Genomic DNA, 24,601 nt, shown 5'->3' with positions numbered 1-24,601 from the left:
GTGGCAGTCAAGATCAAGCTCAAGCGTCTCGGCAAGATTCGCGCCCCGCACTACCGCATCGTCGTCGCCGACGCCCGCACCAAGCGTGACGGTCGCGCGATCGAGGAGATCGGCATCTACCAGCCGACCTACGACCCCTCGAAGATCGAGGTCGACAGCGACCGCGCCCAGTACTGGCTGTCCGTCGGCGCCCAGCCGACCGAGCCCGTGCTCGCCATCCTCAAGCTGACCGGCGACTGGCAGAAGTTCAAGGGCCTGCCGGCCCCGGCGCCGCTCAAGGTCGCCGAGCCCAAGGTCGAGGACTTCTCGCACCTCTTCGCGAAGGCCGTCGCCGGCTTCGAGGACAGCACCACCGGTGTTGCCATCACCCCGAAGGCCAAGAAGTCGGACAAGGCCGAGGCTGAGGCCGACGCCGCTTCCACCGAGGCCTGATCGTGATCGAGGACGCCCTCGATCACCTGGTGAAGGGCATCGTCGAGCACCCCGACGAGGTACAGGTGCGTTCGCGCAACCTGCGTCGGGGCAACACCATCGAGGTGCGGGTGCACCCTGATGACCTCGGCAAGGTGATTGGCCGTGGCGGCCGGACCGCGCGCGCTCTGCGCACCGTGGTCGGCGCGCTCGGCGGTCGCAACGTCCGGGTCGACCTGGTCGACGTGGACAGCATTCGCTGACTCTGCAGGTCTGCGGAGTAGGCAGTCTGCTTGGGGCCGGTCGGGACGCTTGTCGTCCCGACCGGCCTTCGTCTTTTTCGCCGGCCGGGCCGAGTCCCGGTACCCGGTCCGTACCGAACTCAGGAGAGCGATCACCGTGCAGCTCGTCGTCGGCAAGATCGGCCGCGCCCACGGCATCAAGGGGGACGTCAGCGTCGAGGTCCGTACCGACGAGCCGGAGCTCCGGCTCGGCCCGGGGGCCGTGGTGCTCACCGACCCGGCGTCGGCCGGCCCGCTGACCGTCGAATCCGGCAAGGTGCACAGCGGCCGGCTGCTGCTGCGCTTCGCGGGCGTCAAGGACCGCAACGCGGCCGAGGCCCTGCGCGGGACGATCCTGATCTCCGAGGTCGACCCGGAGGAGCGCCCGGACGACCCGGAGGAGTACTACGACCATCAGCTGATCGGCCTGGACGTCGTCCTGCTGGACGGCACCCTGGTCGGCGAGCTCACCGAGGTCGTCCACCTGCCGTACCAGGACCTGCTCACCGTCACCAAGGCCGACGGCACGGAGGTGCTGGTGCCCTTCGTCACCAGGATCGTGCCGACCATCGACCTGGAGAACCAGCGGGCCGTCATCGACCCGCCGCCGGGGCTGATCGACGCGGCTGAGGCCGAGGTCGTGGGCGGCGAGGCCGACGGCGCCGAGTCCGCTGCCGAGGACGCAGCCGGCGACGAGGGCGACGAGGGCGACGCATGAGTGAGCCGGCCGGGACGCCCGAGCCGCTCGGCCCCGCCGAGCCGGTCCAGCACGGGATGCGGATCGACGTTGTCACGATCTTCCCCGAGTACCTCGAACCGCTGAACGTCTCACTGGTCGGCAAGGCGCGCGCCCGCGGACAGCTGGACGTGCACGTGCACGACCTGCGCGGCTGGACCACCGACGTGCACCGCACCGTGGACGACACCCCGTACGGCGGCGGTCCCGGCATGGTGATGAAGCCCGAGCCCTGGGCGGCCGCCCTGGACGCCGTGGTGGGCCAGGGGCCGGAGGGGGCGGTGCCGACCCTGGTCGTGCCCACGCCCAGCGGGCGTCCGTTCACCCAGGAGCTGGCCCAGGAGCTCGCGGCCCGCCCCTGGCTGGCCTTCGCCCCTGCCCGCTACGAGGGCATCGACCGCCGGGTGATCGAGGAAGCGGCCACCCGGATGCCGGTCGTGGAGGCCTCGATCGGTGACTACGTGCTGGCCGGCGGCGAGGTCGCCGTGCTGGTGATGGTGGAAGCCGTCGCCCGGCTGCTGCCCGGCGTGCTCGGCAACGCCGAGTCCCACCGGGACGACTCCTTCGCCCCCGGCGCGATGGCGGACCTTCTGGAAGGCCCCGTCTACACCAAGCCGGCCGAGTGGCGGGGCCGGGTCGTGCCGGACGTGCTGCTCAGCGGCAACCACGGCAAGATCGCCAGGTGGCGGCGTGAGCAGGCCTTCGCCCGGACCTTGGCCAACCGGCCCGACCTGGTCGCCCGCTGGGAGCGCGGGGCCTTCGACAAGAAGGACCGGGAGGCTCTCAGCATCCTGGGGCTGGCCTGGGACGAGCAGCTCGGCCGATTTCGGTCCCTGGTCGAAGATGTGGAAGAATAGGCGGCTGTTGTCTGTCGCTGGGCTCCTCCCGTAGGAGTCATGTGGACCGGTGCCCCCGCCACGGGGGGATCACCGCCAGCCGTGCGGCCCGCAACGCACCCCATTGTGACGAACTTCCGTGGGCGGCCCGTGGCGCCTGCGATGGAGAGCAACATGAGCAACAAGCTCGCTGCTGTCGACGCGGCATCGCTGCGTACCGACATCCCCGCGTTCCGCGCCGGTGACACCCTGAAGGTTCACGTCCGGGTCATCGAGGGCAACCGCTCTCGTGTCCAGATCTTCCAGGGTGTCGTCATCCGTCGTCACGGCTCCGGCATCGGTGAGACCTTCACCGTCCGCAAGGTGAGCTTCAACGTCGGCGTTGAGCGCACCTTCCCGGTGCACACCCCGGTCGTCGAGAAGATCGAGGTCGTCACCCGCGGTGCGGTTCGCCGCGCCAAGCTGTACTACCTGCGTGACCTCCGCGGCAAGGCCGCGAAGATCAAGGAGAAGCGCGACCGCTGATCCTCAGGTCTCCCCGCCTCGGCGGAGGGGACCGGGACTCTCGACGGGGCTTGCTTGCCGCAAGGTAAGCTCAGCCCCCGATGAGCACGCACGAACCAATCGCGGACCGCGACGGCAGTCCCGCACCTACGGGTGCGGACACGCCGTCGCGGTCCGCGGCTGTTTCTGCTCCGGTGCGCCCCCGGCCTGGCGACGCTGTTCCGGCGGGTTCGGGGGGTGCTTCCCGGGCCCCCGACGACTCGCCTGTCGAATCCGGCGGGTCCGGCGTCGGGTTCGGTGTCGTGCCGGTGCCGGTGCCGGTGTCGGGGGCTGCGGCGGAGTCCGAAGCCGATCCGGGGCCGAGGCCCGGGCGGGAGCCGGAGTCCGGTTCGGACCCGGCCGGAGCCTCCGACGGTGAGGCCGGCGGCCAGGTGGACGGCGAGCCCGAGGAAGAGGCAGAGGGCGGCGGCCGGTGGGCCCGGGACCTGCTCCTCCTGGCGGGCATCTGCCTGCTGACGCTGCTGCTCGTGAACGCGTTCGTGGCGCGGCCGTTCGCCGTCCCCTCGGGTTCGATGGAGAACACGCTGATGCCGGGCGACCGGCTGGTGGCCAACAAGCTCGCCTATGCGTTCGGCGGGCATGTCCGGCGCGGGGACGTCGTGGTGTTCGACGGTACGGGCTCCTTCCTCCCCGAATCGGCCGCCCCGAAGGGGGTCGGTGGCACCCTGCGCGCGCTCGGTCAGGATCTTGGGCTCGCACCTGCCGGTGACACCGTCTACGTGAAGCGCGTGATCGGCGTCGGGGGTGACAGGATCACCAGCCCTGGACCGGACGGGCCGCTGACCGTGAACGGTGTGCCGCTCGACGAGTCGTCCTACCTCCGCCTCGGCGACGCCCCGTCGAGGGTGGCGTTCGACATCGTGGTGCCGGCCGGGAAGCTGTGGGTGATGGGTGACCACCGCAATGCCTCCCGCGATTCCCGCGATCACCTCGGTGAACCCGGTGGCGGCTTCGTGCCCGAGGGCAAGGTGATCGGTAGAGCCGACTGGGTCGTTTTCCCGGTCGGACACTGGACCAGCCTGGACCGGCCGGCGCCGTTCGCCGCGCCAGGGGGGACAGGTGGCCATGGGGACAAGGGGTAAGAGCAAGGTCGCGGACCGCAGGCCGAACGGTACGGCGGGCCGCCGGGACACGGGTGCCGCCACCGGGAGCCCGCGGCGGGGCACTCCGGGCTCGGTCGGCACGGCCGACGGCATACGTCGCACGGCCGCCGCGGGGGATACGGAGCGGGCCGCCCCGGGCGCTCCTGACGACTTCGCGGCCGCGCCGGGCCGCGGGCGTGCGGAGCGACGGCGCAGTGCGCGGCGGGCCGCCCGCCGGCGCAGGCGCTCCGTCCTGCGCGAGTTCCCGCTGATAGTGATCGTGGCGCTGGTCGTGGCGCTGGTGATGAAGACCTTCCTGGTCCAGGTGTTCGTGATTCCGTCCGGCTCGATGGAGCAGACCATCCAGATAGGCGACCGAGTGCTGGTGGACAAGCTCACGCCGTGGTTCGGCAGCGAGCCGGCACGTGGCGATGTGGTTGTCTTCAAGGATCCCGGCGGGTGGCTGGAAGGCGATCACAAGCCTTCCACGGACGGGCCGGTCATGCGGGGGGCCAAGTCGGTCCTCACCTATGTCGGCCTACTGCCCTCGGAGAGCGAGCAGGACCTGATCAAGCGGGTGATCGGGGTCGGCGGTGACACGGTCGAGTGCTGCGACGAACAGGGACGGGTCAGCGTCAACGGCACACCGGTCGACGAGCCGTACCTCGCGGCGGAGAATCCGCCGTCGAGACAGCCCTTCAAGGTGCAGGTGCCGCAGGGACGCTTGTGGGTGATGGGGGACCACCGGGACGTCTCCGCCGACTCGCGATTCCACATGGGCAACCCGGGTCAGGGCACCATCCCGCTGTCGGGCGTGGTGGGCAGGGCGTTCGTGATCGCCTGGCCGCTCCCGCGCTTTCATCAACTGGAAGAGCCCGCTTCACTCTCCTCGTTGCCGCGCGCCACGGCGGCGCCCGGGGCCGTCCCGTACTCGATGGGTTCGCGGCCGCTTCCGACGGAACCTCCGCTCGTTATGGGTGTGTTGGGCTTCCTTCCGCTCATCGTCCGTCGCCGCGGGGTGACGTCGGGCTAGGCCTTGCCCCAGGGCGGCCGCAGAGCCATGGCGCGTGGGATCACGGGCAGGATGCCTTGGAGTGATAGAGAAGTGCTGGGTTCCCCGGTGCGTAGTGCCGGTTTCCCGGCGGCCGGACCGGCGTCAGGTGTGCTCGTGACGGGCAGGTCTGAGGTTGGTGGAAGGCCGGATCGTGGTGAGCGTGGTGCCCGCTGTGCGGCACTGGTGAGAGCGGGCGCACGAGCGTCCGCACAGCAGGGAGGAGATGTCGTGGGGGATTTGGTGATCGGCGCCCGTTCAGGCGCCGGAGAGCCCGAGGGCGCCGGCGGCCGGACGGCCCGGTCGGCCGAGTCCGCAGAGCCTTCGGGCTCTGTCGAGGACACCGCGGCACAGTCGGCGGAGGACCAGAGCGGCGGCACGGACGACGTTCCGGCCGCTGCCGAGGAGGACGAGGGATCGGCGGAGGCACCGAGTGGGGAGCGCAAGCCGCGGTCCTTCTGGAAGGAACTGCCGATCCTGATCGGGATCGCGCTGATCCTGGCTCTCGTGATCAAGACGTTCTTCGTCCAGGCGTTCTCCATCCCGTCCGAGTCGATGCAGAACACTCTGCAGGTCGGCGACCGCGTGCTGGTCGACAAGCTGACCCCGTGGTTCGGGGCCGAACCCGAGCGCGGCGAGGTCGTGGTCTTCCACGACCCGGGCGGCTGGCTGAACGACGAGCCCGCCCAGCAGAGCAACAACTCCTTCGTGAGGGGGCTCCAGGACGTCCTCAGCTTCGTCGGCCTGATGCCGTCGGCGAACGAGAAGGACCTCATCAAGCGGGTCATCGCGGTCGGTGGTGACACCGTCGAGTGCGAGGGCGAGGGACCGGTCAAGGTCAACGGGATCGCGCTCGACGAGCCCTACATCTTCCCGGGGAACACGCCGTGCGGCACCAAGCAGTTCGGTCCCGTCCACGTGCCCGAAGGCCGGATCTGGGTGATGGGTGACCACCGGGCCGACTCGCTGGACTCCCGCTACCACATGGACCAGCCCGGCGGCGGCACCGTGCCCGTGGGTGACGTGGTCGGCCGTGCCTTCGTGGTCGCCTGGCCGCTCGACCGCTGGGCGACGCTCCCGGTGCCGGCGACCTTCGACCAGAAGGGCCTGGCGGCGGCCGAGCCGTTCGTCCCGCCGGCGGCCGGCACGCTCGGCGCGGTGGGTCTCTGGCCGCTGGTCCGCAGGGTGAGGCGGCGGATCGCCTCCTGACATGGGGTTTCGCACCCTGTGATGCTCTGGACATCCTGATCAGCTCCTTCCGGGCAGTCGCCGGCGGGTCGGGGGATCCGGGTGATCGGGGGCGATACGGGTCTTGCGCGGGCCGTGGTACCGACGAGTAATCTGCTCGGACGTGCCACGGCCCGTCGGCGTCCGCGCCACGGGTGAGGTCGTGCCCGCAGGTTCCCCGGTCGGTCAGGTTGGACGGTTTCGATGAGCAGTGTTGCTGAGAAGACTGTCGATCGTCCGGTGGGCACACGGCGGCCTCGGCGCAGGGTCGGGTCGGTCGTCCAGGGTGTGGCGATCGCGCTGGGGCTCGTGCTGTTGCTCGGCGGATTCGGGCTGATCGCCGTGGACTACACCCCGTACCGCATCCCCACCGCCTCGATGTCGCCGACGCTGCAGATCGGTGACACCGTTCTGGCCCGCAAGGGCGGCGGCGCGGTCGGCCGTGGTGATGTCGTGGTGTTCCGTGACGAACTCTGGGGCGGGGCGGTCATGGTCAAGCGGGTGGTCGCGGTGGGTGGGGACACGGTGGCCTGCTGCGACAGCGGCAACCGGCTGACGGTCAACGGCAAGGCGGTCGACGAACCGTACGTCGACGAGAAGCAGCTGCAGGGCGCGGCCTTCAGCGTCGAGGTACCGGCGGGGAGGTTGTTCCTGATGGGGGACAACCGCCTCGGTTCCCTCGACTCCCGGACGCACCTGGACGTGGCCGGCGGTACCGTCCCCGCCGCCGACGTGGTCGCCAGGGTCGAGGCGACCGTCCTGCCTCTGGGCAGGGCGGGGATGTTCGGGCGTACCGTGGCCTTCGACGCGGTCGGTGGACCGGGTACGAGCGGGCGGGGTCCGCTGGAGCCGGCGGCCTGTGCCACTGTGGCGGGGGCCGCGCTGATCGTGGTGACCTCGGGGGCCGGCGCCGTGGCCGGTCTTGTGCGCAGGGTCCGGCGGAGGGCCACGGCCTGAGGGGGGACCGGGCCGGGCGGTGTCCAGGCCGGCAGGAGGGACAGGCATGGCGACGCAACGGCGCAGGGCGGCGCGCGTCCTGCTGCTCGACGACCAGGACAGGGTGCTGCTCTTCCGGGGGTTCGACCCGGCGGTCCCCGGGGTGACCTGGTGGGTCACCCCCGGTGGCGGACTGGAGCCGGGGGAGGGGCCGCGTGAGGCAGCGTTGCGGGAGCTGGCCGAGGAGACGGGGATGCGCGATGTCGCCCTGGGTCCGCTGGTGGCGCACGGCACGGTGGCTTTCTCCTTCCGCGGAGAGCGGTTCGAGCAGGACCAGTGCTTCTTTCTGGCCCGTACCTCGTGCACGACGGTCGACTCCTCGGGCTCCGGGGAGGAGGAGCACGCTCTGTTGCTGGAGTCGCGTTGGTGGACGGTGACCGAGCTGCGGGACACGACGGAGACCGTCTACCCGGTCGGACTAGCGGGGCTCCTGGAGCGCCTGCTGGCGGATGGGCCGCCAGTCGTTCCAGTACGGCTCTGATGACGGGTGTGGTGGTCCACAATGGGTGGACTGACGAGTTGAGGGGACGCCTGAATGAGTGCCGAGGATCTCGAAAAGTACGAGACCGAGATGGAGCTCAAGCTCTACCGGGAGTACCGGGACGTTGTCGGCCTGTTCAAGTACGTGATCGAGACCGAGCGGCGTTTCTATCTCACGAACGACTACGAGCTACAGGTCCACTCGCTCCAGGGCGAGGTCTTCTTCGAGGTGTCTATGGCCGACGCCTGGGTCTGGGACATGTACCGGCCCGCCCGGTTCGTCCGCAAGGTCAGGGTGCTGACGTTCAAGGACGTCAACATCGAGGAGCTGGCGAAGAGCGATCTGGAGCTGCCCTCCGACGATTCGGGCTTCGGCAACTGACGGTGGCCCGCCGGCGGGCCGATGTCCAGGGGTGATCCGATTCCTCACTCCTGTGGGTGACAAGAGTTATCCACAGCCCCTGGTTTTCCACAGGGAAACGGCACCCCCTGGACCACTCCGGCCGGGCCCGGCAGCCTCCGTGGTCGGAGGTGGTCATCGTGCAGGACACCCAGCAGGGCACGACCGAACGCACAAGGCGGACCAAGGCGCCCGCACGGAAGGGCACGGCACGGGGCGAGGACGGGAGCCCGTCGCGGCGAGCGGCCGCGGCCACCGCACGGAAGGCCGGCAGCGGCAGGTCCGGGGCGCGGGACAGAGGGCAGGGCGCGCCACATGACGCCCGCGGGCCGGCCGCCGCCCGCCGGCCGGACGAGCATCGTGCGGACACCGGCCGCAGCACCAACAACGGGCTGGGCCGTTACGGCGAACAGGTGGCGGCCCGACGGCTCGTCGCCGACGGGCTGCGCATCCTCGAACGGAACTGGCGTTGCGCCGAGGGCGAGCTGGACATCGTCGCCCTGGACGGCGAGACCTTGGCCGTCTGCGAGGTGAAGACCCGCTCCGAGCGGAGCTTCCAACAGCCCACCGAGGCCATCGACGCGGTCAAGGCCGACCGCTTGCGGCGACTGGCCGAACGATGGCTCGCCGAGCGTTGGCCCGTCCACTTCGCAGCTCTGGCCGAGGGCGTGAGTGCTCCCGGCGCGGGCCCTTCGTTCACCACGGCTGCCGGAGTGTCCGTGCCCGGTGCGAGCCCCGTCGACGCCTGTGCTTCAGGTGCTGGCTCACCGGGCCCCGAGCAGTCCGGCGCGGGCGACCGCGGGCCGGGAGCGGCGACCGGAGCCGTCGGCGGCGTGCCGTGGCCCGCCCCGCCACCGCCGGGCGGGGTACGGATCGATCTGGTGGCCGTGATCAACCGGATCAAAGGCGCTGCCACCGTGGAACACCTCCGCGGGGTGGTCTGACATGGCCTTCGCGCGCACCTGCTCGGTCGCCCTGGTCGGCGTGGACGGTGTGGTGGTCGAGGTCCAGGCCGACCTCGAACCGGGGGTCGCGGCGTTCAGCTTGGTCGGGCTGCCGGACAAGGCCCTGTCGGAGGCCCGGGACCGGGTCCGGGCAGCTGTGGTCAACAGCGGCGAGCCGTGGCCCCAGCGCAAACTGACCGTGGGGCTCAGCCCCGCCTCGGTGCCCAAGAGTGGCAGCGGGTTCGACCTCGCCGTGGCCTGTGCCGTGCTGGCGGCCGCCGAACGGCTCGATCCCGCCACCATCGCGGAGCTTCTGATCATCGGCGAGCTGGGCCTGGACGGCCGGGTGCGACCCGTGCGCGGGGTGCTGCCCTCCGTCCTCGCCGCCGCCGAGGCCGGCTACCGGCACGTCGTGGTCGCGGAACAGACCGCGGCCGAGGCCGCTCTGGTCCCCGGGGTCTCCGTCATCGGTGTCCGCAGCCTCCGCCAGCTGATCGCCGTACTCACGGACGCGCCGGTGCCGGAGGAACAGGACGACACCGTGACCGGCCGCCCCGACCCGATGCTGGCCGGGCTGGTGCTGCCCGGCTCGGGGATGCGGGGTCTTTCGGGACAGGCGAGTGCGCCGCTCGATCTCGCCGATGTCGCCGGCCAGTACGAGGCCCGTCGGGCCCTGGAGATCGCCGCCGCGGGCGGCCACCACCTCTACCTCAAGGGGCCACCGGGCGCGGGCAAGACGATGCTCGCCGAGCGCTTGCCGGCCCTGCTGCCTCCACTCACACAGTCCGAGGCGCTGGAGGTCACGGCGGTCCATTCCGTCGCGGGTCTGCTGCCACCCGGGCGTCCGTTGATCGCGGGCCCGCCGTACTGCGCCCCGCACCACTCCACCACCATGCCCGCGATCGTCGGGGGCGGCAGCGGGCTCCCCAGACCGGGAGCGGTCTCCCTCGCCCATCGGGGCGTGCTCTTCCTGGACGAAGCGCCGGAATTTCCCGTTCGGGTGCTGGACGCGCTGCGCCAGCCGCTGGAGTCCGGCGAGGTGGTGATCGCCAGATCGGCCGGGTCGCTGCGGCTGCCCGCCAGATTCCTGCTCTGCCTGGCGGCCAATCCCTGCCCGTGCGGCCGGCATTCGTTGCGTGGTGGAGGCTGTGAATGCACGTCCGTCATGGTGAATCGCTATCAGGGCAGACTGTCGGGCCCGTTGCTGGACCGGGTCGACCTTCAGGTCCAGGTGGCGCCGGTGACCCGGGCGGAGCTCATGGACCACGACACCACGGCGGAGAGCACCGCGACCGTCGCCGCCCGCGTACGGGAGGCCCGGAACCGCGCGGCCGCCCGTCTGGCCGACACCCCGTGGCGGACCAACGCGGAGGTGCCCGGTCACCATCTGCGCACCCGGTGGGAGCTGGCGCCGGGCGCGATGACCGAGGCCGCGAGCCAGCTGGAACGCGGTTTGCTGACCGCCAGGGGGCTGGACCGGGTGCTCCGGGTGGCCTGGACGGTGGCCGATCTGGCGGGGCGGCAACGGCCGGACCAACGGGACCTCCGCACCGCACTCGTCCTGCGCACCGGGGTCGATCAGGGGCTCCCGTTGGCCGGGCGAACCGCCGGCCAACAGCGCTCGGCCGGCCCTGGGCGGGCATGACCCGACCCGCCACGCCCGGGCGGCTAGCCCGGGACCGAAGGGCCACCCACCACCCCTCACTCAGCACTGACCGAAGGCCGACCATGGAGGCGACGGTGAACCGCACCACGCGAACCGCCCGTCAGGAGAAGCCCGCTGAAAAGGCGCCGGGCTGGCCCACGGCCGTCCGGCCCCCCGCGACTCGAACCGGCGTCGTCCAGACCGGAGCTGCCCAGACCGGCGCCGCCCAGACCGGAGCAGCTCGGTCCGGGCCCGCTCGATCCGTGACGGATCGGCCGGGGCCCGGTAGGGCGCCGAGAGCCGGGCCGGCGCCGGCGGTGCCCGGGGTAGTGGGCCGCCCGGAGCCCGGGGCGCCCCCGCCCCCACAACAGGAGCGGTTGGCCCGGGCGGCGCTCAGCAGACTCAGTGAGCCCGGCGACGCGGTACTCGGCCGGTGGCTGGCGCGGGCCGGGGCAGTAGCGGTGGTGGAGTGCATCCGCGACGACCGGGCGCCCGACGAACCGGAACTCGACCCGGGGCGACTCGCCTCCTACCGCGCGCGACTGGCCGGGGTCGACCCGTCGGCGGACCTGGAACGGGTACGAACCCGTGGTGGCCGCTTCATCATTCCGGGGGACACGGAATGGCCCAGCCAGCTGGACGATCTCGGCACCGGGAGACCGATCGGGCTCTGGGTGATCGGCACCGGCTCGCTGCGCCTGCTGGCCCTGCGTTCGGTCTCGGTGGTCGGTGCCCGCGCGTGCACGAGTTACGGCGCCCATGTGGCAGGAGAGTTGGGCGCGCAGCTCGCCGAGCGCGGGTGGGTGGTGGTGTCCGGCGCGGCCTACGGGATCGACGCCGCGGCGCACCGGGGCGCGCTCGCGGTGGGAGGCCTCACCATCGGTGTGCTCGCCTGCGGGGTGGACATGTCCTACCCGCAGGGGCACACGGAACTGATCCGTCGTATCGCCGAGCAGGGACTGCTGCTGAGTGAACTCCCGCCGGGGGAGCACCCGAACCGCTTTCGCTTCGTCCTGCGCAACCGGGTCATCGCGGCCCTGACCCGGGGCACGGTGGTGGTCGAAGCGGCTCTGCGCAGCGGGGCGCTCAGCACGGCGCGGCGCGCCCGCGAACTGAACCGGCACACCATGGGTGTCGCCGGCCCCGTCACCTCCGAGCTCTCGGCCGGTGTGCACGCGCTCATCCGAAGTGGTGGCGCCACTCTGGTCACCGACGCGGCCGAGATCGGCGAGCTGATCGGGGCGATGGGGGACGACCTGGCGCCGCGCCGCGCCGGGCCGGTTCTGCCTCGCGATCTTCTGGAGCCGGCCGTCGCCAGAGTCCTCGAAGCCGTGCCGGCGAGCGCTGAGGGGGCACCGGTCGAGCGAGTGGCACGGGAGTCCGGGCTGCCGCCCGACGAAGTGCTGCAACGCCTCTACGAGCTGGGCTCGTTGGGATTCGTCGAGCGCTGTGGGGCGCACTGGAGGCTGGTCCGCAGGAGGTGAGCCGGCGGGCTTCTCCCGGCTGCCGTCGGGGTCGCCGTGCACCGGCCGGGGGTGCGGTCGGGACGCCACCGGATCGGGGGACGACCGAGTGGCGGTAGCGCATTGCAGCGAGTCGGTCACGCTACGCTCGCCATTGGCTTCCCTATCAGCACACGACTCGGCAGAATGGCGCAGACCAACGTATGCCCACACACATTCCCGGACACAGGGTGACCGGCAGCGGTCGGTCCTCGGGAGGGCCGAGGACCGAGACACGTTCCGGGGCCGACCTCCAGCCCAAGACGCTGGGCGCGATGGGGTTGGCCCGGCAGAGCGGGCGAGCCACCGCCGGCGGCGGCACGTCGACCGAGGCAGGTCCGGCTGCACCGGCCGCACCACCCGCCGCGGCGGGAGCAGTCCCGCCCGCAGCCGCCGCCGCTCCCGCCGGTGCGGCCGCCACGGCTGACCCGACCGGCAGCACCGGGGTGGCCGGCGGCACGGCGGGGACGGCGGTCACCATCGGTGCGGCGGGCGTCGCAGCCACCGCACCGGTCGACGGCGTCCTGACCGACGCCGTTGCGGCCGACGCCGTCCTGGTCGGCACCGCGTCGACCGACGCCGTTCCGGCCGTCGCTGTGCACGCCGACCCCGCGCAGGCCGAAAGCGGGGCGCGCACGGCTCGTCGTGCGGAGTCGCCGCGCTCGGGCCGGGCGACGGTCAGGGTCGCGGCGGCACCGCGCACCGCACCCGGGGCCGGCCGGGCTCCGGCGGCCCGTCGGGAGACGGGTGGCCAGGACCGCACCGCACTGGAGGCTCTGTGGCGCTCCTACAAGGAGAGCGGCGACGCCCGCCTCCGGGAGCAGCTGATCCTTCACTACTCCCCGCTGGTCAAGTACGTGGCGGGCCGGGTGGGAGTGGGTCTCCCGGCCAACGTCGAGCAGGCCGACTTCGTCTCCTCCGGAGTGTTCGGGCTGATCGATGCCATCGAGAAGTTCGACATCGACCGCGCGATCAAGTTCGAGACGTACGCCATCAGCCGTATCCGCGGCGCCATCATCGACGAGCTGCGGGCACTGGACTGGATCCCACGGTCCGTACGGCAGAAGGCCAAAGCCGTTGAGCGGACGTACGCCACGTTGGAGGCGAAGCTCCGCCGGACACCGCATGAGCCCGAGGTGGCGGCCGAGATGGGGATCGCCATCGAGGATCTGCACGCCATCTTCAGTCAGCTCTCGCTCGCCAACGTGGTCGCCCTGGACGAGTTGCTCCACCCGGCGGGCGAGGGTGGTGACCGGCTGAGTCTGGTGGACGTCCTTGAGGACCGTGGCGCCGACAACCCGGTCGCGGTTGCCGAGGACCGCGAGATGCGCCGGCTGCTGGCCAACGCGATCAACACGCTCCCGGAGCGGGAGAAGACCGTGGTGACGCTGTACTACTACGAGGGCCTGACGCTCGCTGAGATCGGTCAGGTGCTGGGCGTGACCGAGAGCAGGGTCAGCCAGATCCACACCAAGTCGGTGCTGCAGTTGAGGGCGAAGCTGTCCGACATCCGCTGAGTCCGACCCTGTTCACGGGAGGCCGGGACGGGCGCTGCGCCGGTCGGCTCCGGCCGAGTCCGCCCGGGGACGTCGAGGTGGAAGGCGCCGGTAGCGCGGCACCGTTCCGGCCGGGCGGCGGGCTCCGTACAGTGGAGCTGTGCCGAAGATCCGAGCAGCCACCTTGGCCGAGCATCGCCAGTTGCAGCGGGCAGCCCTTCTCGATGCTGCCCGCAGTCTGCTCACCGAGGGTGGGATGGACGCCCTGACGTTTCCCTCGCTCGCCGCGCGGACCGGGCTGGCCCGTAGTTCGGTCTACGAGTACTTCCGCTCCCGCGCCGCTGTGGTCGAGGCGTTGTGCGAGGTGGACTTCCCGCTCTGGGCGGCCGAGATCGAGGCCGGCATGGACGGCTGCGACCGGGCGGCCGACCGCATCGAGGCCTATGTCCGCGGTCAGCTCGCGCTGGCCGGGGACCCGCGGCACCGGGCGGTCGTGGCGATCTCGGCGCTGGAACTGGACGAGGCCGCGCGCGAGCGGATCCGGGCCGCGCACGGCAGACTCGTCGGCCTGGTGGTGCAGGCGCTCGACGATCTCGGGCACGACCGGCCCCGGCTGGCTGCGGCCCTGCTCCAGGGCGTCGTGGAAGCCGCGGTGAAGCGCTGCGAGCGCAGTGCCGCCTCCGGTTCGGGCGAAGGGCCGCAGGAGATCGCGGATGCCGCCGTCGCCCTAGCCCTCCATGGGCTGGGGCCGCGTACCACCACGACGGGCGGGGCCCGTGGCAGCAACCCGGGTACGGACGGACGTCCGTCCGACAGCTCCGCACCGGACAGCACTGCACCAGGTGGTCCGCCGTCCGACCGTCCGGCTCCCGGCTGCCCCGAGGCCGTCGCCTAGGCCGCCGAGTCCCCGGGAGTCCTACGGCACAAGCCGCGGTCGCGCCCCTGCCGTCATCCTGCCTGCCTGGCCCCGGCCGTCATCCTGCCCGCCTCGCCCCGGCCCGCCTCGCCCCGGCCGTCGTCGTGCCGGGCCTGGTTGTGCCCGGCACCGGAGAATCGCGCGGGCAGACCCGGCCTTCGGAAGGCGCACGGGGTTCAGCCGTGGAGCGGGAGCAGACGGGCCGTTCCGGCACCGAGCAGTGCGAGCGGATCGAGGTAGCGGTCGCCGCGGAGCAGGCCCCAGTGCAGGCAGCCGTCGGCGCAGTGTCCGAGCCCCGGGACGAGCCGGCCGATGGGCACGCCGGCGCCCACCGGTGTTCCCACCGGCAAGCTCCCTGCGACGGGCAGATAGGTCGTGCGAAGCGGCGGGGTCCCCGAGCCGGGGTGGCTCACGGTGACCACGGGACGTCCCGCGACGACACCGGAGAAGCTCACCACCCCGGGCGCGGCGGACCGTACCTCGCTGCCGGCAGCAGTGGCCAGATCGACCCCGCGATGGCCGGCCGCCCACTTGGTGGCCGGCGCGTCGAACCGTCTGATCAGGGCGGCGGGCCCGGCCACCGGCCAGGACCGCCCGGTGGCCGGGGGCGGTCCGGGTGATTCACCCTCGCCCACCTCCGCCCGCGGCGCCGAGGCGGGCAGCGCGTGGGCCGGAGGCGCGGGGATCGTCAGCAGGAACGCCGCTGTGAGCACCAGTGCGAGCAGCAGGGTGTGCCGGGGGTGGTCCGGCCTCGGCGGCGGCAGCGCCGAACCGGCGCAGCAGGAGACGGGAGGGACGAGCGTCAGGTGAGGAGTCATGCGGACGAGGGTCTCGGTGACCGCCTGCGGGAACCAGCCCCCACCGTGAACCTGTGGACAACTGCCCCCTGTGGACAACCGGGCCGGTGGACAAGCGGGCCGCTCCCTGCGGTCACCCCACCCCAACCGTCGCCCCAACCGTCGCCCGCGCCCTCGCCCCCACCGTCGCTCCGTCCTCAGGTCCGGCCGCGGAATCCGCCCGCCACCCGACGCGTCGTGTCCGATCCATCCCGGTGGCCGGTCGGGTGCCCGAACGGGTGAGGCGATGTCGGGCAGGGGCCGTCGAAGGTGCTCCGACAGTGCGGGATCCGCCGTGCCCCGGCGCCGGGGCAACGCTTCGAGTCGCCGCCCGCTCGGCGCTTCCCGTACACTTCACACGCGACCCGGTCTGCCGGGTCGACTTCGCACGCCCCGCCACCGGTCGAATGCAGCGGTTTCACCGCCGCCGTCGCCAGGTGCGAGTGCCGCTCGGTCCGCCGAGCCTGACGCGGTTCCGACCGCCCAGGCCGCAGCGGCTCGGCACGTTCGGGGCGTCAGGCGTGGCGGTCACCTGGCCGTCGCGGACAAAACCGAGCCCGACCCGGCAACCGCGGAAACGCCAGCGCCGGGCGTAACACCGAGGAGCACGGCCATGGCCGTCGTCACGATGCGGGAGCTGCTGGAGAGCGGCGTCCACTTCGGTCACCAGACCCGTCGTTGGAACCCGAAGATGAAGCGCTTCATCTTCACGGAGCGCAACGGCATCTACATCATCGACCTGCTGCAGTCGCTGAACTACATCGACCGCGCCTTCGAGTTCGTCAAGGAGACCGTTGCCCACGGCGGCAGCGTCCTCTTCGTCGGCACCAAGAAGCAGGCCCAGGAGGCCATCGCCGAGCAGGCCACCCGCGTGGGCATGCCCTACGTGAACCAGCGCTGGCTCGGCGGCATGCTGACCAACTTCCAGACGGTCTACAAGCGCCTTCAGCGGATGAAGGAGCTCGGCGAGATCGACTTCTCGGACGTGGCCGGCTCCGGTCTCACCAAGAAGGAGCTCCTGGTCCTGGAGCGCGAGCACACCAAGCTCGAGAAGACCCTTGGCGGTATCCGTGACATGCAGCGCGTTCCCAGCGCTGTCTGGATCGTCGACACCAAGAAGGAGCACATCGCGGTCGGCGAGGCCCGGAAGCTCAACATCCCGGTCGTCGCCATCCTCGACACCAACTGCGACCCCGACGAGGTCGACTACAAGATCCCGGGCAACGACGACGCGATCCGCTCCGTCACGCTGCTGACCCGCGTGATCGCCGACGCCGTCGCCGAGGGCCTCAAGGCCCGCGCCGGTGTTGCGAAGGGCGACGTCAAGGCCGAGCCGGGCGCCGACCAGCCGCTGGCCGACTGGGAGAAGGACCTCATCGAGGGCGAGAAGAAGGCCGAGGAGGCCCCGGCCGCCGAGGTCGCCGTCGAGGCCGAGGCTCCCGCCGCCGAGGTCACCGAGGTCGAGGCCACCGAGGCTCCGGCCGCCGAGGCCGAGCAGGCCTGACGTACCTAAGGGCGAGGGGCACCCGCCGGTACGACACCGGTAGGTGCCCCTCTCTCCCGTGCCGGGGCTGAACCACCAGCCCCGGTACAACCCCACGCAGACACGCGAGACGCGAGAAGAGATTCACACCATGGCGAACTACACCGCCGCGGACGTCAAGAAGCTCCGTGAGCTCACCGGCGCCGGCATGCTGGACTGCAAGAACGCTCTCGTCGAGGCCGACGGCGACGTCCAGAAGGCCGTCGAGCAGCTCCGCATCAAGGGCCAGAAGGGCGTTGCCAAGCGCGAGGGCCGTGACGCCTCCAACGGCGCCGTCGCCGCCGTCATCGCCGAGGGCAACAAGTCCGGCGTGCTGGTCGAGCTGAACTGCGAGACCGACTTCGTCGCCAAGGGTGACAAGTTCGTCGAGGTCGCCGACGCGATCGCCGCCCACGTCGCCGCCACCGCCCCGGCCGACCTGGAGGCCGCCCTGGCTTCCGAGATCGAGGCCGGCAAGACCGTCCAGCAGTTCGTGGACGAGGCCAACGCGAGCCTGGGCGAGAAGATCGTCTTCCGCCGCTTCGCGCAGTTCGACGGTGACGGCTACGTCGCGGTCTACCTGCACAAGACCAGCCCCGACCTCCCGCCGGCCGTCGGCGTCCTCGTCGAGCTCGACAAGGAGAACGCGGTCGTCGCCAAGGACGTCGCGCAGCACATCGCCGCTTTCGCGCCGAAGTACCTCTCCCGCGAGGACATCCCGGCCGAGGACATCGAGAACGAGCGCCGCGTCGCCGAGGCCACCGCTCGCGAGGAGGGCAAGCCCGAGGCCGCCCTGCCGAAGATCGTCGAGGGTCGCGTCACCGGCTTCGTCAAGGAGAACTCCGTCCTGGAGCAGGCCTTCGCGAAGGACAACAAGAAGTCCGTCGCCAAGGTTCTCGAGGAGAACGGCGTCGCCCTCAAGCGTTTCGCGCGCTTCCGCGTCGGCGCCTGAGCCACGTTCCACGGAGGATCCGGCCCGCATAGGGTAGGAACCACCCCCGTCCACTGACCGGGACGGGAAGGAACGCGCCGATCGGGCTCTCCGCACCCCCAGGGGGCACGTCGGCACCAAGAACGACGAGGAGGCCATTGCCGTGCAGGACACCGTACCGGTTCCCGCGGCAGTGGCCTCCTCGCGTGTACGCGCAGGTCGGGAACCCGCACGCCCGGGCCTGTGAATCAGCAGGTGTAGAAGGAGAAGTCCATGCAGGAGACGCAGGAGACCGCGCAGGAAGTCCGGCGCCGCCGGGTTCTGCTCAAGCTGTCCGGTGAGGCGTTCGCCGGTGGCGGCGGCCTCGGCGTCGACCCGGACGTCGTGCACGCGATCGCCCGTGAGATCGCCACGGTGGTCCGCGCCGGTACCGAGGTCGCGGTGGTGATCGGTGGTGGCAACTTCTTCCGCGGCGCCGAACTCCAGGTCCGCGGCATGGACCGGGCCCGGTCCGACTACATGGGCATGCTCGGGACCGTGATGAACTGCCTCGCCCTCCAGGACTTCCTGATCAAGGAAGGCATCGAGACCCGGGTCCAGACCGCCATCACGATGGGCCAGGTCGCCGAGCCGTACCTGCCGCTGCGCGCCGTCCGGCACCTGGAGAAGGGCCGCGTGGTGATCTTCGGCGCGGGGATGGGCATGCCGTACTTCTCCACCGACACCACGGCGGTCCAGCGCGCGCTGGAGATCCACGCCGAGGTGCTGCTGATGGGCAAGAACGGCGTGGACGGTGTCTACGACGCCGACCCGCGGACCAACCCGGAGGCGGTCAAGTTCGACGCCCTGGAGTACTCCGAGGTCATCGCGCGCGACCTCAAGGTCGCGGACCTCACCGCGATCACGCTGTGCAAGGACAACAACCTGCCGATGCTGGTCTTCGAGCTGCTGGCCGAGGGCAATATCGCTCGCGCGGTGAAGAGTGAGAAGATCGGCACGCTCATCAGCCAGGATTCCGTCCGGGCCTGAGCAGCCTGCACGTCGGCCGCAGCAGCAAGCCGCCGGCCCGGAGCGTGACGGGCCCGGCGGGACATCAGTACGGCATCAAGGCACACCGGACAGGGAGCAGACCGTGATCGAAGAGACCCTCCTCGAAGCTGAGGAGAAGATGGAGAAGGCCGTCGCCGTCGCCAAGGACGACTTCGGCGCCATCCGCACCGGCCGGGCCCACCCGGCGATGTTCGCCAAGATCGTGGCGGACTACTACGGCGCCCTGACGCCGATCAACCAGCTCGCCTCGTTCGCCGTGCCGGAGCCGCGGATGGCGATCATCACGCCGTTCGACAAGACCGCCCTGCGCAACATCGAGACCGCGATCCGCGACTCGGACCTGGGCGTCAACCCGTCGAACGACGGCTCCATCATCCGGGTGTCGTTCCCGCAGCTGACCGAGGAACGCCGCAAGGAGTACATCAAGGTCGCGCGCGGCAAGGGCGAGGACGCCAAGGTCTCCATCCGCTCCGTGCGCCGCAAGGCCAAGGACACCATCGACAAGCTGGTGAAGGACGGCGAGCACGGCGAGGACGAGGGCCGCCGCGCCGAGAAGGAGCTGGACGACCTCACCGCGCGTTTCGTCGCGCAGGTCGACGAGCTGCTGAAGCACAAGGAAGCCGAGCTGCTCGAAGTCTGATGAACGACGCCCCTGACGCCCCTGGCTACTGGGGCTCATCCGACCAGCAGTACCTGCCGCCGTACCCCGCCGCGCCGTCGTCTGCTGCGGGTGACCAGCACCAAATGGGTCACTCGCAGCAGTCCCCGGTGTACTGGGGCGACGATGCGGCGCAGACTCAGTTCATGCCCCCAGTCCAGGACGGCTCCGGCCAGGAGAACCCCCGGGTGTCTCCGCCCGCGCCGTACCGGCCGGCGGGCGCCGCCGACGGTCCCCTCCAGGGGACCGGGCAGCAGCAGGACCAGCCGCAGACGCGGGTGCCGGGCCGCCTCAGCGGCCCGCTGTTCCGCGACGAGCAGCCGGCGTCCGGGGTGCCGTCGGTGGAGGAGACGGTGGTGCTGCCACCGATAACCGGCCTGCTCGACGGCCCGGCGCAACCGTCCGGGCCGCGGCACTCCGGGCCGCAGCGGGCGGCGCACCGGAGGCCGGAGGCCGGGCAGCCGTCCGACGGCGGGTTCGGCGCGGGCGGCCCGTACGCCGGGCACCCGCAGCACTCCCAGCAGCCGCAGCCGCACCAGCCGCCGCACCCCCAGCACCCGCCGCAGCCCGCGCCGCAGGCGGACCCGCCGCAGTATCAGCAGCACCAGCAGCAGGGGCACCCCTCGCCGCAGCAGTACCCGGGGCAGGAGCACACCGCACAGCACCACCCGGCGCAGCACCATTCCGCGCAGCACCACCCCGTGCCGTCCTACCCAGGGCAGGAGACACCAGTGGCCCAGCCCGACCCACAGCCTCGCAAGCAGCGCGGCGGCCGTAACCTCCAGGCCGCGATAGGCGTCGGGGTCGGCCTCGGCGCGGTGATCATCGCCTCGCTGTTCGTCGTGAAGGCGCTCTTCCTGTTCGTCGTGATGGCGGCCGTCGTGGTCGGCGTGTGGGAGCTGTCCAGCCGGTTGACCGAGCGCAAGGAGATCAAGGCGCCGCTGGTCCCGCTGGTCGCGGGCAGCATCGCGATGCTCTCGACGGGCTACTGGGCGGGGGTGGAGTGGGCGGCCGCCTCGCTCGCGCTGACCGGTCTCGCGGTGATGGTCTGGCGGATGGCCGCGCCGCCGGAGAACTACCTCCGCGACGTCACGGCCGGCATCTTCACCGCCTTCTACGTGCCCTTCCTCGCGACCTTCGTCGCGATGATGCTGGCGGCGGACGACGGCCCGCAGCGGATCGTGCTCTTCCTGATCGTCACCGTCTGCAGTGACACCGGCGCCTACGCGGTGGGGTACAAGTTCGGCCGGACCAAGCTCGCGCCGACGATCAGCCCCGGCAAGACCCGTGAGGGCCTGGCGGGCGGTGTGGCGCTGTCGATGCTGGCGGGCGCGCTGCTGATGCAGCTGATCATCGACGACGGCAGCTGGTGGCAGGGCCTGATCCTGGGTGGCTGCGCTGCCGTCACCGCGACCCTCGGGGACCTGGGCGAGTCGATGATCAAGCGCGATCTGGGCATCAAGGACATGGGCACGCTGCTGCCCGGCCACGGCGGAATCATGGACCGGCTGGACTCGCTGCTGCCGACCGCTCCGGTGGTCTGGCTGCTGCTGGCGGCCTTCGTCGGCAGCTGACCGGCGGACACCTCCTGTCATGGGCCTCGGGCGCCGGCCGCCCGGGGCCCGAGGCATGTCCGGGCCCCGGTCCGGTCCGGGCCCGGGGCGGCCGGGCCCGGAGGGGTTCCGTCGGTCGGCGGAGGGCACTCGCCGCCATCTGCGACACTTGAACAACCATGCCTGCACCCGGAGAACTGACCTTTGTCGCGCCGCGCGGCGCCAAGCCCCCGCGACACCTCGCCGACCTCAGCCCCGCCGAGCGCAAGGAGGCCGTCGCCGAGCTGGGCGAGCAGCCGTTCCGCGCCAAGCAGCTGTCCAACCACTACTTCGGCCGGATGTCCAACGACCCGGGCGAGTGGACGGACATCCCCGCGGCCAGCCGCGAGAAGCTGACCGAGGCGCTGCTGCCCGAGCTGATGTCGGTCGTGCGCCACGTCTCGTGCGACGAGGACACGACGCGCAAGACGCTGTGGAAGCTCTTCGACGGCACGCTCGTCGAGTCGGTGCTGATGCGCTACCCGGACCGGGTCACCATGTGCATCAGCTCGCAGGCCGGCTGCGGCATGAACTGCCCGTTCTGCGCGACCGGCCAGGCGGGCCTGACCCGCAACCTGTCGACCGCCGAGATCGTCGAGCAGATCGCCGCCGGCATGCGCGCGCTGAAGGCCGGGGAGATCCCGGGCGGCGAGGCGCGGCTGTCCAACGTGGTGTTCATGGGCATGGGCGAGCCGCTCGCCAACTTCAACCGGGTCCTGAAGTCGATCCGCCGCCTCACCGACCCCGCGCCGGACGGCTTCGGCATGTCCCAGCGCGGCATCACCGTCTCGACGGTCGGTCTGGTCCCCGCGATGAACCGGCTGGCGGACGAGGAGCTGAGCGTGCGTCTGGCGCTCTCCCTGCACGCCCCGGACGACGAGCTGCGCGACGAGCTCGTCCCGGTGAACACCCGCTGGAAGGTCGCCGAGGTGCTGGACGCGGCGTGGAACTACGCCGAGAAGTCGGGCCGCCGGATCTCCATCGAGTACGCGCTGATCAAGGACATCAACGACCAGGCGTGGCGCGCCGACCTGCTGGGCCGGCTGATCAAGAAGCACCGGGTGCACGTCAACCTGATCCCGCTGAACCCGACGCCGGGTTCGAAGTGGACGGCCTCCCGTCCGGAGGACGAGCGCGAGTTCGTCCGGGTCCTGCAGTCGCACGGGGTGCCGACCACCGTCCGGGACACCCGCGGCCAGGAGATCGACGGCGCCTGCGGCCAGCTCGCCGCGGCCGGCTGACCCTGCTCGACGGCCGAACGCCCGGGCGGACCTTCACGGTCCGCCCGGGCGTTCGTGTGTTCGGTGGTGCGTCCAGGGCCGATGCCCGAAGCCGGTGTGCGGGCCCGGCGTCCGGGCCCGGTGCGCCGCTCAGGCCAGGACCGCGGCGCCCAGCAGGGCGGTGAGCCCGCCGGTGAGCAGCAGGACCGTTCCCGCGGTGAGAGCACGTATGGCGACGGCGCCGTACAGCAGCCGGGGCGGCGCACCGAGCCCGAGCAGGGTGTCGGTGATCTCCCGGCGGGCGGTCCGGATCTCGGCCAGCCTGGTGAGCACGGCCGCGACCGCGCAGCCGACCAGCAGGCCCGCCTCGACGGCGGGCAGGATGTCGGCGGTGCCGGGGGCGTGCACCCAGTACCGGACGACGGTCAGGACGACGGCGAGGGTCAGCGCGAGCACCGCGAGCGGCGGTCCCAGCCGGCGGGCCTCGGCGGTCAGGCCGCGTCCTGCGAGCAGCCGTAGCGGGGTCGGCCGGGCGATCACCAGCAGGCGTCCGGCCCAGGCGAGCAGCGGCCCGGTGAGCAGGGCCAGGCCGAGCGCGGTGACGGCCCAGCCGCCGAGTGCGGCGAGGTTGCTGGTGCCCAGCCCGGCCGGCAGCCGGACGGGCCGGCCGTCCTCGGCGGCGCCGGGGCGCAGCCCGTACAGCTCCAGGGCGATGCCGGTGACGGTCAGGCCGGTGGGCAGGGCGAGCCGCAGCGGGTGGTAGCCGCGGGGGCCGGGCCGGGGGCTGCTGCCGGGCAGGGTGTCCGGCACCGGGACGGCGGCCGCGGCGGCCAGGCCGGCGACCAGCGGGACCAGGACGAGCAGGGTGACCGGGGCGGCGGGCGGCAGTTCCACGCCCATGCCGAGTTCGGGGGCCAGCGAGGCGCCGGCGATGTCGTTGCGCAGGATCAGGAAGAGCAGCAGGGTCAGGGCGCTGCCGATGGCGCCGGCCAGGGCGGTCTCGCCGGCGATCAGGGCGCGGATCCTGGCCGGTCCGGCGCCGGCGGTGATCAGGCCGGTGATCCGTTCGGGGCGCTGGCCGGGTACGGCGCGGGCGGCGACCGCCGCGAACCAGGCGACCGCGGCGAGCGGCGGCAGGCACCAGAGCAGCCGGGTGACGGCGCCGCCGCTGCCCAGCGGGTCGCTCATGGCCCGCCCGAGGGCGCGCAGCAGGAAGGCCGCGACCATGGCGCCGGTGACGGCGGTGAGCAGCCAGCGGCCGAGGTCCGGTGCCCGGTAGCCCCGGGCGAGGCGGAGATAGAACACGAGGACTCTTTCAGCGCTACCGGGGCGTGGCCGAGACGGCGGACGAGCCGGTGCCGGCGGCGGCGACCGCGACGGGCCCGGTGCCGGGAGCCGGCGTGGGCGCGGCAGGCGGGGTCAGACGCCCGTCGGCCAGGGCGACGGAGCGGTCCGCGTACCGGGCGAGTTCGGGGTCGTGGGTGGCCAGGACGAGGGTGAGCTGGTGCGAGCGGGCGGCGCTGGACAGTATCCGCAGGACCTGGTCGGCGGCCTCGCGGTGCAGCGGTGCGGTGGGGTCGTCGGCGAAGACGACCGGTGGCAGCGGGGCGAGGGCGCGGGCGACGGCGATCCGCTGCCGCTGGCTCTGCACCAGGCGTTCGGGGCGCAGCCGGCGGGTGTCGGCGATGTCGAGCCGCTCCAGCCACTCGTCGGCGGCGGTGTAGGCGGCCTTGTTGCCGGCGCCGGCCAGCAGCAGCGGCAGTGCGACGTTCTCCCGGGCCGTCAGTTCCGGTACCAGGTGCGGTTGCGAGCCGACGAAGCCGAAGCGGTCGCGGCGCAGCCGGGCGCGGCCGGTGCGGCCGAGGGTGTGCACGGGGGAGCTGTTGAACCAGACCTCCCCCTCGTCGACCGGCAGGAGGGCGGAGAGGCAGCCGAGCAGGGTGCTCTTGCCGGATCCCCGCGGGCCGGTGACGGCGAGCACCTCGCCGACCTGGACGCCGAGTGAGACACCGCGCAGGGCGGGAGTGCCGTGGTGGGACTTGACGATCCCTCGGGCCCACAGCACGTCGTTGTCAGGCGGGGCCGCTGACATGAAACTCCTCCGCCGGTCCAGAACGTGATCCATCGCGATATGACAGTCGTCAGATTAGAACGACAAGGACACGAAGAGGTTGCGGCACACGGGTCCGAACGGGTCGAAATGCGGACGAACACGGCGTGTCCGC

General features: G+C 71.9%; 23 protein-coding genes and 2 pseudogenes. 22 read left to right on the top strand and 3 right to left on the bottom strand.

Annotation, left to right across the window (positions count from 1 at the left end; genetic code table 11):
- The 16 genes and pseudogenes from rpsP to IE329_RS23765 form a co-directional block, all read left to right on the top strand.
- Nucleotides 1–432, top strand: coding sequence for a 30S ribosomal protein S16 (gene rpsP / locus IE329_RS23840; RefSeq protein ID WP_073925984.1), 432 nt, complete (start codon nucleotides 1–3; stop codon nucleotides 430–432).
- Nucleotides 433–434: 2 nt separating this feature from the next.
- On the top strand, nucleotides 435–674 hold the full coding sequence (locus IE329_RS23835) for an RNA-binding protein (RefSeq protein WP_030306741.1): 240 nt from the start codon (nucleotides 435–437) through the stop codon (nucleotides 672–674).
- A gap of 136 nt (nucleotides 675–810) precedes the next feature.
- The gene (rimM, locus tag IE329_RS23830; protein WP_190213006.1) at nucleotides 811–1,410 is read left to right on the top strand and encodes a ribosome maturation factor RimM; all 600 of its coding nucleotides are present in this window, start codon (nucleotides 811–813) and stop codon (nucleotides 1,408–1,410) included.
- 56 nt (nucleotides 1,411–1,466) lie between these two features.
- Complete coding sequence (gene trmD, locus IE329_RS23825; RefSeq protein WP_190213054.1) at nucleotides 1,467–2,285, top strand: tRNA (guanosine(37)-N1)-methyltransferase TrmD; 819 nt, start codon at nucleotides 1,467–1,469, stop codon at nucleotides 2,283–2,285.
- A 153-nt stretch (nucleotides 2,286–2,438) separates the two neighbouring features.
- Nucleotides 2,439–2,789: a 50S ribosomal protein L19 gene (rplS, locus tag IE329_RS23820; RefSeq protein ID WP_190213005.1), complete on the top strand. Its 351-nt coding sequence runs from the start codon at nucleotides 2,439–2,441 to the stop codon at nucleotides 2,787–2,789.
- Nucleotides 2,790–3,070: 281 nt separating this feature from the next.
- The gene (lepB, locus tag IE329_RS23815) at nucleotides 3,071–3,910 is read left to right on the top strand and encodes a signal peptidase I (protein ID WP_229927705.1); all 840 of its coding nucleotides are present in this window, start codon (nucleotides 3,071–3,073) and stop codon (nucleotides 3,908–3,910) included.
- On the top strand, nucleotides 3,894–4,943 hold the full coding sequence (gene lepB / locus IE329_RS23810) for a signal peptidase I (protein ID WP_190213053.1): 1,050 nt from the start codon (nucleotides 3,894–3,896) through the stop codon (nucleotides 4,941–4,943). Before lepB (IE329_RS23815) ends, lepB (IE329_RS23810) begins: the two co-directional genes overlap by 17 nt.
- A gap of 249 nt (nucleotides 4,944–5,192) precedes the next feature.
- Nucleotides 5,193–6,170 (top strand): signal peptidase I, encoded by a 978-nt coding sequence (lepB, locus tag IE329_RS23805; protein ID WP_229927704.1) that lies wholly within the window; start codon nucleotides 5,193–5,195, stop codon nucleotides 6,168–6,170.
- Between the two features lie 306 nt (nucleotides 6,171–6,476).
- Nucleotides 6,477–7,145: a signal peptidase I gene (gene lepB / locus IE329_RS23800; protein ID WP_229927703.1), complete on the top strand. Its 669-nt coding sequence runs from the start codon at nucleotides 6,477–6,479 to the stop codon at nucleotides 7,143–7,145.
- Nucleotides 7,146–7,191: 46 nt separating this feature from the next.
- A complete protein-coding gene (locus tag IE329_RS23795) occupies nucleotides 7,192–7,665 on the top strand; it encodes an NUDIX hydrolase (RefSeq protein WP_190213001.1) in 474 nt (157 codons plus the stop codon).
- Nucleotides 7,666–7,719: 54 nt separating this feature from the next.
- Nucleotides 7,720–8,046: a DUF2469 domain-containing protein gene (locus tag IE329_RS23790; protein ID WP_190213000.1), complete on the top strand. Its 327-nt coding sequence runs from the start codon at nucleotides 7,720–7,722 to the stop codon at nucleotides 8,044–8,046.
- Nucleotides 8,047–8,102: 56 nt separating this feature from the next.
- The gene (locus IE329_RS42060) at nucleotides 8,103–9,008 is read left to right on the top strand and encodes a YraN family protein (RefSeq protein WP_373311268.1); all 906 of its coding nucleotides are present in this window, start codon (nucleotides 8,103–8,105) and stop codon (nucleotides 9,006–9,008) included.
- Nucleotide 9,009: 1 nt separating this feature from the next.
- Nucleotides 9,010–10,653 carry a YifB family Mg chelatase-like AAA ATPase gene (locus IE329_RS23780; protein ID WP_190212999.1) on the top strand — a complete coding sequence of 548 codons (1,644 nt, stop codon included), beginning with the start codon at nucleotides 9,010–9,012 and terminating at the stop codon, nucleotides 10,651–10,653.
- Between the two features lie 83 nt (nucleotides 10,654–10,736).
- A complete protein-coding gene (dprA, locus tag IE329_RS23775; RefSeq protein WP_190212998.1) occupies nucleotides 10,737–12,137 on the top strand; it encodes a DNA-processing protein DprA in 1,401 nt (466 codons plus the stop codon).
- 704 nt (nucleotides 12,138–12,841) lie between these two features.
- A pseudogene (gene whiG / locus IE329_RS23770) lies at nucleotides 12,842–13,672 on the top strand (RNA polymerase sigma factor WhiG); the annotation flags it as partial.
- Between the two features lie 163 nt (nucleotides 13,673–13,835).
- Nucleotides 13,836–14,396 (top strand): annotated as a pseudogene (locus IE329_RS23765) (TetR/AcrR family transcriptional regulator); the annotation flags it as partial.
- Between the two features lie 347 nt (nucleotides 14,397–14,743).
- On the opposite strand, the gene IE329_RS23760 reads toward IE329_RS23765, so the two are convergent.
- Nucleotides 14,744–15,385 carry a M23 family metallopeptidase gene (locus IE329_RS23760; RefSeq protein WP_190212997.1) on the bottom strand — a complete coding sequence of 214 codons (642 nt, stop codon included), beginning with the start codon at nucleotides 15,383–15,385 and terminating at the stop codon, nucleotides 14,744–14,746.
- 631 nt (nucleotides 15,386–16,016) lie between these two features.
- Here IE329_RS23760 and rpsB point away from each other — a divergent pair.
- From rpsB to rlmN, 6 genes are all read left to right on the top strand, one after another.
- Entirely contained in the window at nucleotides 16,017–16,907 is an 891-nt protein-coding gene (rpsB, locus tag IE329_RS23755; RefSeq protein WP_190212996.1) for a 30S ribosomal protein S2, read from the top strand.
- A gap of 130 nt (nucleotides 16,908–17,037) precedes the next feature.
- Nucleotides 17,038–17,877: a translation elongation factor Ts gene (tsf, locus tag IE329_RS23750; protein WP_073925898.1), complete on the top strand. Its 840-nt coding sequence runs from the start codon at nucleotides 17,038–17,040 to the stop codon at nucleotides 17,875–17,877.
- Between the two features lie 252 nt (nucleotides 17,878–18,129).
- Entirely contained in the window at nucleotides 18,130–18,885 is a 756-nt protein-coding gene (gene pyrH / locus IE329_RS23745; protein WP_073925897.1) for a UMP kinase, read from the top strand.
- Nucleotides 18,886–18,988: 103 nt separating this feature from the next.
- A complete protein-coding gene (gene frr, locus IE329_RS23740; RefSeq protein WP_073925896.1) occupies nucleotides 18,989–19,546 on the top strand; it encodes a ribosome recycling factor in 558 nt (185 codons plus the stop codon).
- 164 nt (nucleotides 19,547–19,710) lie between these two features.
- Entirely contained in the window at nucleotides 19,711–21,138 is a 1,428-nt protein-coding gene (locus IE329_RS40815; protein WP_229927701.1) for a phosphatidate cytidylyltransferase, read from the top strand.
- 158 nt (nucleotides 21,139–21,296) lie between these two features.
- A complete protein-coding gene (gene rlmN, locus IE329_RS23730; protein ID WP_190212995.1) occupies nucleotides 21,297–22,397 on the top strand; it encodes a dual-specificity RNA methyltransferase RlmN in 1,101 nt (366 codons plus the stop codon).
- 129 nt (nucleotides 22,398–22,526) lie between these two features.
- Here the strand turns inward: rlmN and IE329_RS23725 are convergent, their stop codons facing one another.
- On the bottom strand, nucleotides 22,527–23,681 hold the full coding sequence (locus IE329_RS23725) for a hypothetical protein (protein ID WP_190212994.1): 1,155 nt from the start codon (nucleotides 23,679–23,681) through the stop codon (nucleotides 22,527–22,529).
- Nucleotides 23,682–23,697: 16 nt separating this feature from the next.
- Nucleotides 23,698–24,468: an ABC transporter ATP-binding protein gene (locus IE329_RS23720; protein WP_190212993.1), complete on the bottom strand. Its 771-nt coding sequence runs from the start codon at nucleotides 24,466–24,468 to the stop codon at nucleotides 23,698–23,700.
- Between the last annotated feature and the right edge of the window lie 133 nt (nucleotides 24,469–24,601).

The organism is Kitasatospora indigofera (assembly GCF_014655955.1).
Classification (GTDB): domain Bacteria; phylum Actinomycetota; class Actinomycetes; order Streptomycetales; family Streptomycetaceae; genus Kitasatospora; species Kitasatospora indigofera.
This window is presented reverse-complemented; position numbering and strand designations above follow the sequence as displayed.

What these genes read in the sequence shown, in the direction of transcription:
- trmD (WP_190213054.1), top strand. Translation starts at nt 1,467, where the DNA reads ATGCGGATCGACGTTGTCACGATCTTCCCCGAGTACCTCGAACCGCTG.
- rplS (WP_190213005.1), top strand. Translation starts at nt 2,439, where the DNA reads ATGAGCAACAAGCTCGCTGCTGTCGACGCGGCATCGCTGCGTACCGAC.
- lepB (WP_190213053.1), top strand. Translation starts at nt 3,894, where the DNA reads ATGGGGACAAGGGGTAAGAGCAAGGTCGCGGACCGCAGGCCGAACGGT.
- IE329_RS23795 (WP_190213001.1), top strand. Translation starts at nt 7,192, where the DNA reads ATGGCGACGCAACGGCGCAGGGCGGCGCGCGTCCTGCTGCTCGACGAC.
- IE329_RS23790 (WP_190213000.1), top strand. Translation starts at nt 7,720, where the DNA reads ATGAGTGCCGAGGATCTCGAAAAGTACGAGACCGAGATGGAGCTCAAG.
- IE329_RS23780 (WP_190212999.1), top strand. Translation starts at nt 9,010, where the DNA reads ATGGCCTTCGCGCGCACCTGCTCGGTCGCCCTGGTCGGCGTGGACGGT.
- dprA (WP_190212998.1), top strand. Translation starts at nt 10,737, where the DNA reads ATGGAGGCGACGGTGAACCGCACCACGCGAACCGCCCGTCAGGAGAAG.
- IE329_RS23760 (WP_190212997.1), bottom strand. Translation starts at nt 15,385, where the DNA reads ATGACTCCTCACCTGACGCTCGTCCCTCCCGTCTCCTGCTGCGCCGGT.
- rpsB (WP_190212996.1), top strand. Translation starts at nt 16,017, where the DNA reads ATGGCCGTCGTCACGATGCGGGAGCTGCTGGAGAGCGGCGTCCACTTC.
- tsf (WP_073925898.1), top strand. Translation starts at nt 17,038, where the DNA reads ATGGCGAACTACACCGCCGCGGACGTCAAGAAGCTCCGTGAGCTCACC.
- pyrH (WP_073925897.1), top strand. Translation starts at nt 18,130, where the DNA reads ATGCAGGAGACGCAGGAGACCGCGCAGGAAGTCCGGCGCCGCCGGGTT.
- IE329_RS40815 (WP_229927701.1), top strand. Translation starts at nt 19,711, where the DNA reads ATGCCCCCAGTCCAGGACGGCTCCGGCCAGGAGAACCCCCGGGTGTCT.
- rlmN (WP_190212995.1), top strand. Translation starts at nt 21,297, where the DNA reads ATGCCTGCACCCGGAGAACTGACCTTTGTCGCGCCGCGCGGCGCCAAG.
- IE329_RS23720 (WP_190212993.1), bottom strand. Translation starts at nt 24,468, where the DNA reads ATGTCAGCGGCCCCGCCTGACAACGACGTGCTGTGGGCCCGAGGGATC.